The sequence below is a fragment of the Chryseobacterium sp. 2VB genome (genome assembly GCF_005503635.1).
Classification (GTDB): Bacteria; Bacteroidota; Bacteroidia; order Flavobacteriales; family Weeksellaceae; genus Chryseobacterium; species Chryseobacterium cupriresistens.
The window spans coordinates 12247-25865 of record NZ_SCNC01000017.1 but is presented as its reverse complement, the minus strand read 5'-3'; the positions used below and the strand labels follow the sequence as shown (position 1 = coordinate 25865).

General features: G+C 36.8%; 17 protein-coding genes. 9 read left to right on the top strand and 8 right to left on the bottom strand.

Going from position 1 to position 13619, the window contains the following annotated elements:
- The first annotated feature begins 8 nt into the window (after window positions 1-8).
- Window positions 9-725, top strand: coding sequence for a DUF3822 family protein (locus tag FFS26_RS15440; protein WP_137905467.1), 717 nt, complete (start codon window positions 9-11; stop codon window positions 723-725).
- 78 nt (window positions 726-803) lie between these two features.
- Window positions 804-1376: an RsmD family RNA methyltransferase gene (locus FFS26_RS15435; protein WP_110011728.1), complete on the top strand. Its 573-nt coding sequence runs from the start codon at window positions 804-806 to the stop codon at window positions 1374-1376.
- On the opposite strand, the gene FFS26_RS15430 is transcribed toward FFS26_RS15435, so the two are convergent.
- On the bottom strand, window positions 1373-1720 hold the full coding sequence (locus FFS26_RS15430; protein WP_110011727.1) for a winged helix-turn-helix transcriptional regulator: 348 nt from the start codon (window positions 1718-1720) through the stop codon (window positions 1373-1375). The genes FFS26_RS15435 and FFS26_RS15430 overlap by 4 nt on opposite strands.
- 84 nt (window positions 1721-1804) lie before the next feature.
- Here FFS26_RS15430 and FFS26_RS15425 point away from each other — a divergent pair, with 84 nt between their 5' ends.
- Complete coding sequence (locus tag FFS26_RS15425) at window positions 1805-2404, top strand: nitroreductase family protein (RefSeq protein WP_110011726.1); 600 nt, start codon at window positions 1805-1807, stop codon at window positions 2402-2404.
- Between the two features lie 80 nt (window positions 2405-2484).
- Here the strand turns inward: FFS26_RS15425 and murI are convergent, their stop codons facing one another.
- The 5 genes from murI to FFS26_RS15400 form a co-directional block, all read right to left on the bottom strand.
- Complete coding sequence (gene murI / locus FFS26_RS15420) at window positions 2485-3315, bottom strand: glutamate racemase (RefSeq protein WP_137905466.1); 831 nt, start codon at window positions 3313-3315, stop codon at window positions 2485-2487.
- 60 nt (window positions 3316-3375) lie between these two features.
- Window positions 3376-4500: a radical SAM family heme chaperone HemW gene (gene hemW / locus FFS26_RS15415; RefSeq protein WP_137905465.1), complete on the bottom strand. Its 1125-nt coding sequence runs from the start codon at window positions 4498-4500 to the stop codon at window positions 3376-3378.
- 51 nt (window positions 4501-4551) lie between these two features.
- Window positions 4552-5502 carry a PorP/SprF family type IX secretion system membrane protein gene (locus FFS26_RS15410; protein WP_110011724.1) on the bottom strand — a complete coding sequence of 317 codons (951 nt, stop codon included), beginning with the start codon at window positions 5500-5502 and terminating at the stop codon, window positions 4552-4554.
- 51 nt (window positions 5503-5553) lie between these two features.
- Window positions 5554-6627: an RluA family pseudouridine synthase gene (locus FFS26_RS15405; protein WP_171006329.1), complete on the bottom strand. Its 1074-nt coding sequence runs from the start codon at window positions 6625-6627 to the stop codon at window positions 5554-5556.
- A 73-nt stretch (window positions 6628-6700) separates the two neighbouring features.
- On the bottom strand, window positions 6701-7783 hold the full coding sequence (locus FFS26_RS15400; RefSeq protein WP_110011723.1) for a PASTA domain-containing protein: 1083 nt from the start codon (window positions 7781-7783) through the stop codon (window positions 6701-6703).
- Window positions 7784-7939: 156 nt separating this feature from the next.
- Between FFS26_RS15400 and FFS26_RS15395 the strand changes: the two genes are divergently transcribed.
- From FFS26_RS15395 to FFS26_RS15385, 3 genes are all read left to right on the top strand, one after another.
- Entirely contained in the window at window positions 7940-8923 is a 984-nt protein-coding gene (locus FFS26_RS15395; protein ID WP_110011734.1) for a D-alanine--D-alanine ligase, read from the top strand.
- Window positions 8924-9009: 86 nt separating this feature from the next.
- A complete protein-coding gene (gene coaD, locus FFS26_RS15390; protein ID WP_047428484.1) occupies window positions 9010-9474 on the top strand; it encodes a pantetheine-phosphate adenylyltransferase in 465 nt (154 codons plus the stop codon).
- A gap of 110 nt (window positions 9475-9584) precedes the next feature.
- A complete protein-coding gene (locus FFS26_RS15385) occupies window positions 9585-10217 on the top strand; it encodes a trimeric intracellular cation channel family protein (RefSeq protein ID WP_137905464.1) in 633 nt (210 codons plus the stop codon).
- A 261-nt stretch (window positions 10218-10478) separates the two neighbouring features.
- On the opposite strand, the gene FFS26_RS15380 is transcribed toward FFS26_RS15385, so the two are convergent.
- Window positions 10479-11048 (bottom strand): hypothetical protein, encoded by a 570-nt coding sequence (locus tag FFS26_RS15380; RefSeq protein ID WP_110011721.1) that lies wholly within the window; start codon window positions 11046-11048, stop codon window positions 10479-10481.
- Window positions 11049-11197: 149 nt separating this feature from the next.
- Window positions 11198-11695, bottom strand: coding sequence for a dihydrofolate reductase (locus FFS26_RS15375; protein ID WP_137905463.1), 498 nt, complete (start codon window positions 11693-11695; stop codon window positions 11198-11200).
- A gap of 73 nt (window positions 11696-11768) precedes the next feature.
- On the opposite strand from FFS26_RS15375, the gene FFS26_RS15370 reads away from it, so the two are divergent.
- The 3 genes from FFS26_RS15370 to FFS26_RS15360 are packed head-to-tail and all read left to right on the top strand — an operon-like array spanning window position 11769 to window position 13598.
- A complete protein-coding gene (locus tag FFS26_RS15370; protein WP_034693337.1) occupies window positions 11769-12374 on the top strand; it encodes a LemA family protein in 606 nt (201 codons plus the stop codon).
- A 2-nt stretch (window positions 12375-12376) separates the two neighbouring features.
- Window positions 12377-12805: a TPM domain-containing protein gene (locus FFS26_RS15365; protein WP_227942397.1), complete on the top strand. Its 429-nt coding sequence runs from the start codon at window positions 12377-12379 to the stop codon at window positions 12803-12805.
- On the top strand, window positions 12786-13598 hold the full coding sequence (locus tag FFS26_RS15360; RefSeq protein WP_062675618.1) for a TPM domain-containing protein: 813 nt from the start codon (window positions 12786-12788) through the stop codon (window positions 13596-13598). Before FFS26_RS15365 ends, FFS26_RS15360 begins: the two co-directional genes overlap by 20 nt.
- The last annotated feature ends 21 nt before the right edge of the window (window positions 13599-13619 follow it).

Here is a 13619-nt window from a genome sequence, read left to right as displayed (position 1 = left end):
ATTGAAATATGAACGTACTTAATTTACTTTTTACCAAAGACGGATTGATCTGCCAGATTGTTAAAAACAAAAACATTCTGGAGGAAAAGTCTTATTTCGTTACTGAAGAGACACCAGCCAATCTTATTGACCAAAAGCTGGACGAAGTTCTTATTAAGCAGCGCTACGACGAGATCCATGTGATTTCAGCATTGAATCATTTTACCCTGATGCCGGAAGGCTTCTCTGAGCATGAGGTAGGATTTGATCTGATTGCTTTCAACGCTCCGACTGACAGAGAAAAAGAAGAGCTGATGCTTTCGATCAACAAAAAATTCAATATTCAGTTTTATTATACTTTCCCGAAAAACTATTATAAGAAAATAAAAGAGCTGGCATTACCGGTTCATTTTAATTTCTCCGGGGAAAAGTTTCTAAGTTCGATCAATAATAAAACCAGTAAGGAAATTCATATTAATCTGTACCATAACCAGTGTGAATTTTTTGCGATCGATAATAAGAAAATTATTCTTTATAATAACCTGGATGTCAATTCTGAAGTAGATTTCCTTTACTTCATTATGTTTACATTGAGCAAGATAGGTTTCGGAATCAATGAAACCAGTTTTTATGCTTATGGAGAAACTACGGAAAATGAAACGTTTATTTCCGAACTTCAGAAATTTGTTAAAAACCTGAAAATTGTTTTTGACAATATTCCCAACAAAAATTTTATACTTAATTAGGTTACAGGCTGCAGGTAACAGCAATTAAAACACATTCACCTGCCTCCTATAATCTACTACCTAAACCCTAACAACAATATGTTCAGAATCATATCAGGCAAATGGAAAGCCAAGAAAATTGCCGCTCCGAAAAACTTTGAAGTAAGGCCTACTACCGATTTTGCGAAAGAGGCTTTATTCAGTATTCTGGAAAACAAATACGATATGCAGTCGATCTCCGTTCTTGATCTTTTTGCAGGAATTGGCTCTATTACCTTGGAATTTGCTTCCAGAGGATGTCAGAATGTGACTTCTGTGGAAATGAACCCAAAACATACGGCATTTATCAACACTACGGCTTCTGAGCTTGATATGGCACTTCAGATCAATGTGCAGAGAGGAGATGTCTTCGACTGGCTTAAAAAATTCAGAAATAAAAAGGCATTTGAGATTGTTTTTTCTGATGCTCCTTTTGAAATGGAAGAGAAAAAGTATTACGAGCTGATTTCTTTAGTGTTAAATAATAAATATCTGAAAGAAAACGGAGTTCTTATCGTGGAACACCAAAGCCGTATGAAACTGGAACATCCCAACTTAACAGATACCCGAAAATACGGAAACGTAAGTTTCAGTTTTTTTGAACCCAATAAAGAAGATAATCAGGAACTTTAATTCCTGATTATTTTTTTGGAGATAACCGGCGCCTCCTCACCCCATTTTGTTATGGCTTCCAGAACAGGCAATAAAGTTCTTCCAAAGTCTGTTAACTCGTATTCTACCACTAAAGGTGGTTTTTCTGTAAAAACTTTCCGGTCAATAATTCCATCTTCCTCCAATTGCTTTAGCTGTAAACTCAATGTTCTTTCCGTAATGGTAGGAATCGATTTTCTTATTTCATTATAACGCTTAGTTCCTCCGATAAGGTGGTGTAAAATTACTGCTTTCCATTTCCCACCTATAAATTTCATCGTAACGCTGGTACAGCAGGGATAGGATTTATTATCTATTGTATACATTTTTATACTATCATTTTTTACCGTTATTGCAAAGTTAGGAAACTTAAATTAATTTTGTAACTATAAAAATGATAGTATAAAATTATGAACTTTTTAGACCAAATGAAAAACAGGTATACTGTAAAAAAGTATAATCCACAGGGAAAAATCAGTGAAGAGCAAATTGCAGTACTTCAGGAGATTTTAAATTTAAGCCCGTCATCTATTAACAGCCAGCCATGGAATTTTATATTCGTAAATGATCCTGAACTGAAGAAGCAATTGGGGGACAAATCTTATTTTAATAAAGAAAAAGTGTTGGACAGCAGCCACATCATTGTATTTCAGGTGATAAAAAACATAGAAAACTTTGAGAAACAAATAGAGGAAAACCTTCCAGAAGGCCCTGTTAATTATTACCGAACTATGGTAAAACCTAAAGGAGAAGAGGCTATAAAATCATGGCTTGGACATCAGGTATATTTATCATTAGGAGTTCTTTTATCTGCCTGTGCAGCGATGGGAATAGATTCTACTCCGATGGAAGGAATTGAACCTGAAGGTTATGATGCGATCCTGAATAATGAAAAATACGAAACTTTATTTGCTGTAGCCATCGGGGAAAGAGATGAAGCAGATGCAAACCAGCCTAAATTTAATCCAAAGAAAAGACTGGAGGCTGAAAAAGTAATTGTGGAAGCGTAATTTTAAACACAAATTTCACTAATTATTCCACAAAGAACACAAATAAAAAAGTCTGCTTCAATATGAGGCAGACTTTTTATTTATAATACTTTCAATTCTAAGTCAATGGATTTTCCAAAGAACTTCTTTGAAATTTTCTCGAAATTTTTGGTAATATCCGAAAGATAGAAATGATAATTAGGCTTTGAGTTATGATCATGTAAAAGATTATACTTATCAAGAATGATCTTCAGATGATTGGCTACAATATTCGGAGAGTCAATGACACGGACTCTGTTTCCGTAGTACTGTTTAATCTCATCAATTAAAAGAGGATAATGCGTACAGCCAAGAATCAGAGTTTCAATATTTTTTAATTTATTATTACTTAAATAATTATAAATAATAGCATGAGTAATCGGATGATTTTTAAACCCTTCTTCAATAGCAGGCACCAATAAAGGTGTTGCCAGTTCGTCTACTTTGATCCATTTATTATGCTTTCGGATACTCTTTTTGTAGAGCCCTGAATTCACGGTTGCTTTGGTAGCAATTACGCCTACATTATTATGGATTTCATATGATACTTTTTCGGCCACAGGATTAATAACGTCTATGACAGGAACTCTTCCTGCAACAGACTGCATCACTTCATTCAAAGCATTAGCCGTTGCCGTATTACAGGCAATAACAATCGCTTTACAGTTCTGCTCAAGCAGAAAATTGGTGATCTTAGTAGAATATTCAATAATCGCATCTTTGGATTTTTCTCCATAAGGAAGGTGCTTTGTATCTCCAAAATAGATCAGATCTTCGTTAGGAAGAAGTCTCTTGATTTCTTTGGCAACGGTAAGACCTCCTACTCCGCTGTCGAAAATTCCGATAGGCTGGTTGGGTGAAAGATGTGAATAATCTTGTTTTTTTGTTTTCAAATGAGTTGAAATTTTATACAAAAATAGTGAATTTTATGGCATGCTGTATATATACAAACATTATACAATAAACAAATCTGAAGCAATTCCGTCTGCCATAAACCAATGTTTTTCAGGAATTTTTAAATGTTCATTCTCAATGATTAAAATACCTTCCTCCATTTTAGCTTTGATTTCTCTCTGAAAATGTTCTAACAATCTCTCTGAAAATTTAGTTTTTAAACTTTCAAGATCTACTCCCCAGATGGTTCGTAAGCCAATCATAATCATTTCATTAAACTGATCTTCCTGGGAAAGAATTTCTTCTTCTTTGGCAAGAAGTTTATCATTCAGTTTTTTGATGTACTGCTGATTATTGGCGACATTCCAGCTTCGGACATCAAATCCGTTATAGGAATGTGCTGACGGTCCTATTCCAAGATATTCATTGTATTTCCAGTAAGCAGAATTGTGGCGTGAGTAAAAGCCAGGTTTGGCAAAATTGGAAACTTCATAATGTTCAAAACCATGATCTTTTAAAAAGTCGGATAGATAATAGAATTCCCTGTTTTGCTCTTCTTCCCGGGGACTTTTTATTTTCCCTTTGGAGATCCAGTTTTCTAAAGCTGTTTTAGGCTCAACAGTTAATGCATAAGATGAAATATGGGGAACTTCTAAAGCAATTGTTTTATTAAGGTTTTCTTTCCAGATTTCAAGATTGGATGTGGGTGAACCATAGATCAGATCAATACTCAGATTTTCAAAGCCGGAATCCTGTGCCCGCTTGATGGAACTTTCTGCTTCAGAAGCACTGTGAGCTCTATTCATCAGTTTCAGATCTTCTTCAAAGAAGCTTTGTGTACCAATGGACAGTCTGTTTACAGGTGTTCCGGCAAGCTGTTTTAAGAAATTTTTATCCAGATCATCGGGATTGGCTTCCAGAGTAACTTCTATATCTTTTTCAAAACTGAAATATCGTAATACTTCGCCTATTAAAGAACTGATTTCATCCACAGAAAGAATAGAAGGAGTTCCCCCTCCGAAATACAGGGATTTCAGGTTTTTGTTCTGCAATTCATCTTTTCTCAGCAGTATTTCAGTTTTCATGGCACGAAGCATTTCATCCTTGAAATTCAGGGATGTTGAAAAGTGAAAGTTGCAGTAACTGCATTTTTGTTTACAGAACGGAATGTGAATATATATCATAAAAAAAGCTCTGAAAAATTTCAGAGCTCAAATTTATTTAAATTAAATTAATTAGTATCTAAATCCTCTAGCATTAATAAAGTTGTCGAAGTTATATCCAAGACCGATCATGAAGCTGTTTCCTCCATAACTCTGGATATCAGATAATCCAAGGTTATACGTAGCTCCGATCATGAATTTGTTGAATCTTACCTTTACAATTGGAGAGATACTCAGGTCCTGATTGTCAAATCTGTTCTGAACCGTTCTGTAGCTTACCCCGAAAGAGAATGCGTTGATATCGTTAGAGAATGTCGCCATCAGGTTCCAGTCGATCATTCTTGTTGAGTTTGTGTTAAGGTTGATCAATGCTGACGGTGCAATGGTAATATTATCAGCAATGTTCCAGTTGTATCCTAAATTTAAGAAGAATTTAATTGGAGAAGGCTCGTAGTTGTTTACGATAGAGGCATCATTACTTAATGCGATATCATTTACGGAAACACCCCCGAATAATCCTCTGTAGGTAGCAGCCAAACCGAAGTTGGCATACACCATGAAGATGTTGCTTTCTTCACCTCTCAATAATGGGTCACCTCCTTCTTCAGTATTGATTTTTGAATAATCAAAATTCATGTTATAGAAGTTAACACTTGTACCGAAAGAGAACTGGTCTTTTCTGTCTCCTTCACTACTTAGCGGAATAAAATATGAAGCACCAGCCGTGATACCACCTGCAGAGATCGGTCCGTTACTGTCTCTGAACACGGAAATACCAGCACCTACTCTATCAAAGATATTCGCATTGATCCCGATTGACTGTACATTCGGAGAATTACTGAATTTTGAAAATTGTTGTTGATAATTGGCGTTGAGCTGTACGTAATCTGTTTTTCCGTATTGAGCTGGGTTGAACAGGAACTCACCATCCAAAAGATATTGCTGATAGTATGGTAGTGATTCTTGTGCTTTGTATGCATTTGACAAAAGAGCTAAACATACGATAGCATATAGTTTTCTCATAACAAATCTTGATTTCAATTCAACAAATATAAAAAAAATCTCAATATATTTTTAGTTTTCCAAATAATTTCTCCATTTTTTTACAGCATCCGCCATATCTTTGGGCATTGGGCTCTCAAAATATAATTCCTTCTTTGTTGTTGGGTGTATAAATCCAAGGGTATGGGCATGAAGGGCATGTCTTGGCAAAATTTCAAAAACATTTTTAATAAATTGCTTGTATTTGGGAAGATTTACCCCTCTCAAAGGAGTATGCCCCTCATACCTTTCATCATTAAACAAAGTATGGCCGATATGTCTGAAATGCGCTCTGATCTGATGGGTTCTACCCGTTTCCAGCTTACATTCTACCCAGGTCATATATTTGAATCTCTCAAGGACTTTATAATGGGTCACAGCGTGTTTCCCCTGGCTGCCGTCTTCATAAACTGACATCTGCATTCTGTTTTTAGGATGTCTTCCGATGTGGCCTCTGATGGTTCCCTCATCATCCTGCATATTTCCCCACACAAAAGCCCAGTACAGTCTCTTTGTAGTTCTGTTAAAGAACTGTTTGGCAAGGAAGCTCAATGCATATTCATTCTTCGCAATCACCAACAGCCCTGATGTATCTTTATCAATCCTGTGGACAAGGCCTACTCTGTCAAGATCGGATTTCTCTCCGTTCTTTTCAAAATGGAAAGCAAGCGCATTCACCAATGTTCCGTCCCAGTTTCCGAATCCGGGATGTACTACCATTCCTGCTTCTTTATCTACAACTACAAGATCATCATCTTCATAAACAATATTCACCGGAATATCCTGTGGAATAATGACATTTTCTCTTGGAGGGTGCGTAAGCAAAACTGAAATCTGATCTCCCGGTTTCACCCGGTAATTCTGTTTCACCGCAGTTCCGTTCACGATAACATTTCCGGCTCTGCAGGTCTGTGAAATTTTATTCCTTGAAGAATTCTGTCTGTATATTAAAAGGAACTTATCAATTCTTAATGGTTCCTGTTTACTGTCAACAGTGATATTAAGATGTTCATACAAACCTTTATTTTCCTCGTCAATATCGATATTTTCGATACTGTTGGAATCTAATAATTCTTCATCTAAAAAATCTTCGTTATCTTCTGACATTGTTTTATATTTTTTACACAAAAGGCCTCAACATTTTGCAGTTGAAGCCTGTATTTTTGATATTAATCTGATTTTATTCTACGACAACCTTCTTAGCTTTCGGCTTTTGTGAAGGCTGCTGAGTGGTTGTTGCAGCCGGCTTGGCTGTACTTCCTGCTGCAGAGGTAGTGGTGGAAGTTTTAGGCTTCTCTGTACTTTGGGCTGCAGGTTTAGAAGTGGTAGTCTGAGGTTTTGGAGTCTCAGTTTTCGGTACTTCAGGTTTTGGAGTTTCTCTTCTAGGAGCTGGTACTACCGGAGCTTCATAACTTGGCTCACTATGCACTTCTTCATATCGTACCGGAGGAAGTGAAGTATCTACTTTCATACGATAGATAGAATTCAGCTGCTCTACTTTAGCTCTTAATTCGGCAGGAGTCCTCTTACTTGCCCAAAGATCGATCTGCATTCCCTGGTCACGAACATCGCCGGAAGCAGGATCCTGATAATAGATAATATCAGACTCATCTTTACCTCCATCTTCATGCTCTACCAATCCTACTTCAAACATACTTTTGGTAATGACGGCTCTTGCTTCTTTTACTGTAAGTCCTACAACATTAGGAATCGAGATATTTCTCATCGGCCCGGATCCTACTACCACATCAATAGTAGAGAATCTTGGTAAACGGGTACCCGGATTTACCGCATTTCCTTTATATAATATTCTTAAAAGAGCATCTTTCTGAATACTAGGCTCATAAATCGTATCTCCGATTTTAAGGCCTACCTGATCCAGTCTCTGGAATGCAAGTCCCGAATATTTATTGATCACATTCGGCACCGCAATAGGAGCCCATGTTCTCGGATTTACTTTTAGCGTTACCGTTCTTCCGTCTTTTACACGGGAACCTGGCGCAGGATATACCTGCAATACCTGGAATGGTCTGTATTTAGGATCATAATTGGCACTGTCTACTTCATATTCCAGCCCTGTATCATCTAATATTTTAACGGCATCATGCACCGATTTATTTACAATATTGGGAACAGGAATTTCCTGACCGTGATTAGTATGGTACTCCAACCAGCGAAATGTAAGCCATACAAGCCCCACGAAAACACCGATGGCTACAACTAAATTCAGTAAAACTTTCCAATTGAAAAGTGATTTAAGCATACTTAAAAATACTTTAATTATAACCGCAAATATAGCTAATAATTTTAGAATGGACTTTTTATTTAACACAATTCATTTTTGATTTTAAAATTTGCCGATTTCCCGTATTGCATTGCATAAAATGATTAAATTTGCCTTAATTGATACTATATGGTTATGAATAAAAAAAGTGTTGCCGTAGTAATGGGAGGCTATTCCGATGAATATGTTGTTTCCTTAAAAAGCGGACAATTGATTTATGATTCTCTGGACAGAAATCTCTATGATGTATATAAGGTAGTAGTCCTTAAAGATGAATGGTATTTTTTAGGGGAAAATGACACAAAATATGCCATCAACAGAGGAGATTTTTCTGTGACTTTAGATAATGGTGAAAACTTAAAATTTGATGTTTGTTTCAATATCATCCACGGAACCCCGGGAGAAAACGGAATTCTTCAGGCATACTGGGATGCCATAGGCCAAAAATATACAGGCTGCGATTTTTATCAGAGTGCTCTTACTTTCAATAAAAAAGACACTCTTGCCGTATTGTCAAAATACGGAATACCATCTGCTAAAAGTATTTATTTAAGAAAAGGGGAAGACATCAATGTGGATAAAATTGTAGCAGAATTGAATCTTCCATTATTTGTAAAACCTAACCAGTCCGGTTCTTCACTGGGAATTTCAAAAGTAAAGGAAAAATCAGAACTTATTGCTGCCACTGAAATTGCATTCAAGGAAGATAATGAAATTCTGATTGAAAGCTTCCTCGACGGTATGGAAGTTTCCGTAGGCGTTATTGATTTTAAAGGAGAGACTATCGTGCTAGGAATTACAGAAATTGTTCCTACCAATGAATTCTTCGATTACGAGGCAAAATACGAAGGCGCTTCTGAAGAAATTACGCCGGCAAGAATTGACGAAGAGACTACAAAAAGAGTGGAAGAAATCGCCAAAAGGGCTTATAATTCATTAGGAATGAGTGGTTTTTCCAGAAGTGAATACATTCTGATGAACGGAATTCCTTATATGCTTGAAATGAATACCAACCCAGGATTCTCTCCTGCAAGTATTCTCCCTCAACAGGCAAGACATTATGGAATTTCCATCATGGATCTTTGTGGAAATGAAGTTGAAAAAGCACTTAATAAATAATAAGAAGTTAGAGATTAGGTTAGAAGTTAGAGATTGAATACACTTTTAACAAATAATTCACTACTCAAAATCATAACTCGTACAACATGAAAATTGCTGTTTTCCCCGGGTCTTTTGACCCGATTACACTAGGACATTACGACATTATAGAAAGAGCGGCACCGCTATTTGATAAATTAATCATTGCTATAGGACAAAATTCTCAGAAAAAATATATGTTCCCTCTTGAAAAAAGAATGGAATTTATCCAGAACTCTGTAGCAGAATTTCCCAATGTGGAAGTAGATTATTTTGAAGGACTTACCGTTGATTATTGCTTTGAAAAAAACGCACAATACATCATCAGAGGCCTGAGAAACCCGGCTGATTTCGAGTTTGAAAAAGCAATTGCCCATACCAACAGAACTTTAGCCCACAAAAAACTGGAAACCGTATTCTTACTAACTTCTTCAGGAAAATCTTTCATCAGCAGCAGTATTGTAAGAGAGATCCTTAACCATGGAGGTGAATACGAACTGCTGGTTCCTGAATCCGTGAGAGTAGAGCGATAAAAAAATATAATTGATGAGCGATAAATGATAATTGATATAATGGCCAAGAATTTGCTTAAGCAGAAATCATTCATCAATTATCATTTATCAACAATCATTTATAATTATATATGCACGAACAGTTCAATTTTGCAATAGAAGTCCTTGGGACCATTGCCTTTTCCATGTCCGGAAGTTTTGCAGCAATGCAGAAACGGCTGGATCCGTTCGGGGTGCTTATTATTGCATTTGTAACTTCTGTAGGAGGAGGAACTGTAAGAGACCTGCTGCTTGATATCCCTGTTTTCTGGATGCATGATATTCTGATGTGTACCCTGATTCTGGTGACCAGTATTTTTTCAATGATCTTCAAATCTCTTGAGAAAAACTTTAAAGTCACTTTATTTATCTTCGACAGCTTCGGGCTCGGATTATTTACCATAATTGGTGTACAAAAAGGTTTAAATGCAGGAATCCACCCCATGATCTGTATTGCATTAGGAACCATAACCGGCTGTTTTGGTGGTATTATACGGGATATATTACTCAATAGAATTCCATTAATTTTCAGAAAGGAAATTTATGCCACAGCATGTATAGTGGGCGGAGCAGCATTTCTATTGATGACAAGATATACAATGCTTTCCTATACTTTTATACAAATCTTCACTATTTTACTGATCGTTGCGATTCGAACATTTGCTGTAAAATACCATTGGCAGATGCCTAAATTTTATGGCTATGACAATAATTCGGAAATGTAATTTAAAGGTAATTCTGTCCAATATTTTCTGTTAACAATAAATCCCGACAGAATCAAATCCAGCTCCAGTGGGAGCCAACTGTTAATAGAACGTATTGTTTTAAAGTCGTAGCTCCGGAGGAGCGACCTGTTAATTATTTTTAAATAAATCGGACAACAATATTTAAAAGTATTTATTTACCCAAAAGAAACTTTTAATTCTAAAAATAAAAAACAAAAAGTCCTGAAAAATTCAGGACTTTTATAGTATATGTTAGGATGACTAGAAGAATTTTCCTCTGTTTCTCATATTCGGGTTATGCATATGCTTCTGCATGGTTGGCATTTTCAACTGCTCTTTCATCATTTTAATCTGATCGGTCATCATTCCTGCACTGTCCAGTCTTTTTGCTTCTTCCAGTAATTTCTGCCCTTCCTGTTTTCTTCCTTTAGAAATAGCGGCAGCTGCAAGATTTAAAGTAGCCATTGCTCTGTCGTGTTTCATATTCAAACCATATTCCAATGCTTTTTTCATGAAAGGCTCTACTTTCGCAGGGTGATCCTGAGCTTGTGTCAATCCTGATAAATAGTGGAAATATCCATATTGAGTCTTATGAAGCTGTGTTTTATAATCTGTAATTTTAGACAGCCATTCTCCGGCTTTCTCCATATTTTGTTTTCTCAATTGCCAGAATGCCAAAAGAATATATTCATTCTTAAAGAATAGTAAGATGGGAAATGCAGCCAAAAGAAAAACAACAATACCCCATCCCAGATTTCTTGTGAAAATCATCATATAAAGTCCTAACAGGATAAGAAGTGCTGCTACTGCAATTTTTATGTATTTATTCATTATTAAATTTTAGAAGTGCAAAGATAATAAATTTAAGGCTTAAAGTTCAAAAAGTCAATGGTGAATGGTCAATTCGCTGCGCTTGTTAATTTTTTGTACCTGTGAGAAATTCACGATTCACTTTGCGAAGCAAAAATCACTATTGACGCTTATTCTTCTTTTTTAATTTTTTCAAACGTCTGGAAACAGAAATCATAACCGTTCTTTTCATCTTTTTCATGGCAGATTTCGTTGGTCATTTTCCAGATTTTCGGATCTATTTTCGGAAAGAATGTATCAGCCTGAAGATCTGCTTTCACCAACGTCACTTCTAGTCTGTCCACAACATCCATGGTCTGTTCGTAGATATTTCCACCACCGATTACAAAAACGTCTTCATCAATCTTCCTGGCAAATTTCAATGCTTCCTTGATGCTTCCTACAATAAGGATTCCTTCTTCAAACCAATCTTTCTTTCTTGACACGACAATGTTGGTACGGTTTGGAAGGGCTTTCCCAATACTTTCGTATGTTTTTCTTCCCATAATAACCGGATGCCCTGAAGTAATCTCTTTAAAATGTTTCAAATCTTTGGGAAGATGCCAAAGCAACTGGTTTTCAAAACCAATTTCATTTTTTTCTCCCATTGCCACCACTATTGTTGTCATTCAAATAATTTTTTACAAAATTAGCACATAATTTGTATATTTGGTTAGCACAAAAAATTTAAAAAAATAAACTATGAAAAATAAAGGATGTCTGGGCGCAGGAACCATTGGTATTGCCCTTCTTATTATTGTTGCAATTCTATTCTTCTGGGGAAAAAGCGGATATAACAGTTTTGTCAACAAAGAACAGACAGTAAATGCAAAATGGTCTAATGTAGAGACTGTTTATCAGAAAAGAGCCAACCTTATTCCTAACCTGGAAAGAACTGTAAAATCGTATTCAAAATTTGAGCAGGAAACTTTAACTCAAGTTGTGGAAGCCCGTTCCAAAGCGACTTCTATCAATATTGACCCTACGAATATGACCGAAGCTGATCTGGCTAAATTCCAGGCAGCACAAGGAGAATTATCGGGTGCATTAAGCAGATTGATGGCCGTGGTGGAATCTTATCCTAACCTAAAAGCAGACCAGCAGTATATCAACTTCCAGAGAGAATACACTGCTATTGAAAACAGTATCAGAACTGAAACGGTTTACTATAATGATGCTGCAAAGGATTATAATACTTCCATCAAGACTTTCCCGAATAATATTCTGGCGAATTTCACAAACTTCAAAGAAAAACCTTATTTCAAAGCTGACGCAGGCGCTCAGAAAGCTCCTGAAGTATTCAAATAATAATGGGTAATTTCCTTACAAATCAACAGATCGCTTCCCTTGTGGAAGCGATTCAGTCTGCGGAAGATCATTCTACGGGAGAGATCAGAGTGCATATTGATTCCAATACGGAAAACCGTGATGCCAAGACTGCATTTGAAGTTTTTAAAAAACTGGCTATGGATAAGACAGCCGACAGAAATGCGGTGCTTTTTCATGTCAACTTCGAACAAAAATATCTTACCATCATTGGAGATACCGGAATTCATGAAAAAGTAAAACAGTCGTACTGGGATCATCTTCACGATTATATCACTGCTGAATTTGCCAAAGGAAATTATTATCAGGCGCTGAAAAGTGCTATCCTGGAAACAGGACTTGAACTCAAAAAACATTTTCCTGTGGAAGGAGAAAACCCAAACCAACTTCCAAATGAAATTACGTTCTCTTAAAATAGTATTTTCATTTTTACTGCTCTGCTTTTACACTTTTGTATCAGCACAATACACCATTCCTGAAAAACCTGCGGTGCTGTATCCTGTTTTTGATGAAGCCGGATTGCTTTCCCAGCAGGAAAAAGATGCACTTAATCATAAACTGATCAAGTTTGCAGATTCTACCTCAACAGAAATTGAAGTGGTGATCATCCGCTCTACCAAAGGAGAAGATGTAAATTTTCTGGCCACCATGTTTGGTGAAAAATGGAAAATCGGAAAAAAAGGAGTAGACAACGGAGTGGTTTTCCTTATCGCAACAGAAGACAGAACGATGTCTATCCAACAGGGGCGTGCCGTAGAGCAATACCTTACCGCTTCAGTAGCTGGGCAGATCTTAGATTACATCGTCACCCCAAATTTCAAAAAAGGACTTTGGTATGAAGGGATCAATGGTGGAACCTCAGCGATTATGGAGGCTGTTGAGGGAAAATTCAAACCTGTAGCCACAACAGCTCCTTCCGGCAACGGAAGTGCCTTTAAAGTTCTTATCATTGCTTTTATTATTTTCATCATCATTGCTATCCTTTTTGGAAACAGAGGTGGTGGACGTGGCGGAAATAATGACGACGATGATGATGTGATCATCACCAGAAGAGGACGCAGAAATTATCCTGGCGGTTTCTTCCCATTCCCTGGCAGCTTCGGAGGAGGTGGCTTTGGCGGTGGAAGTTCAGGTGGCGGAGGCGGATTCGGAGGCTTCGGCGGTGGTGGAAGCTTTGGTGGCGGTGGCGCATCCGGAGGTTGGTAAATTAACAAGTCAATTTAAAAT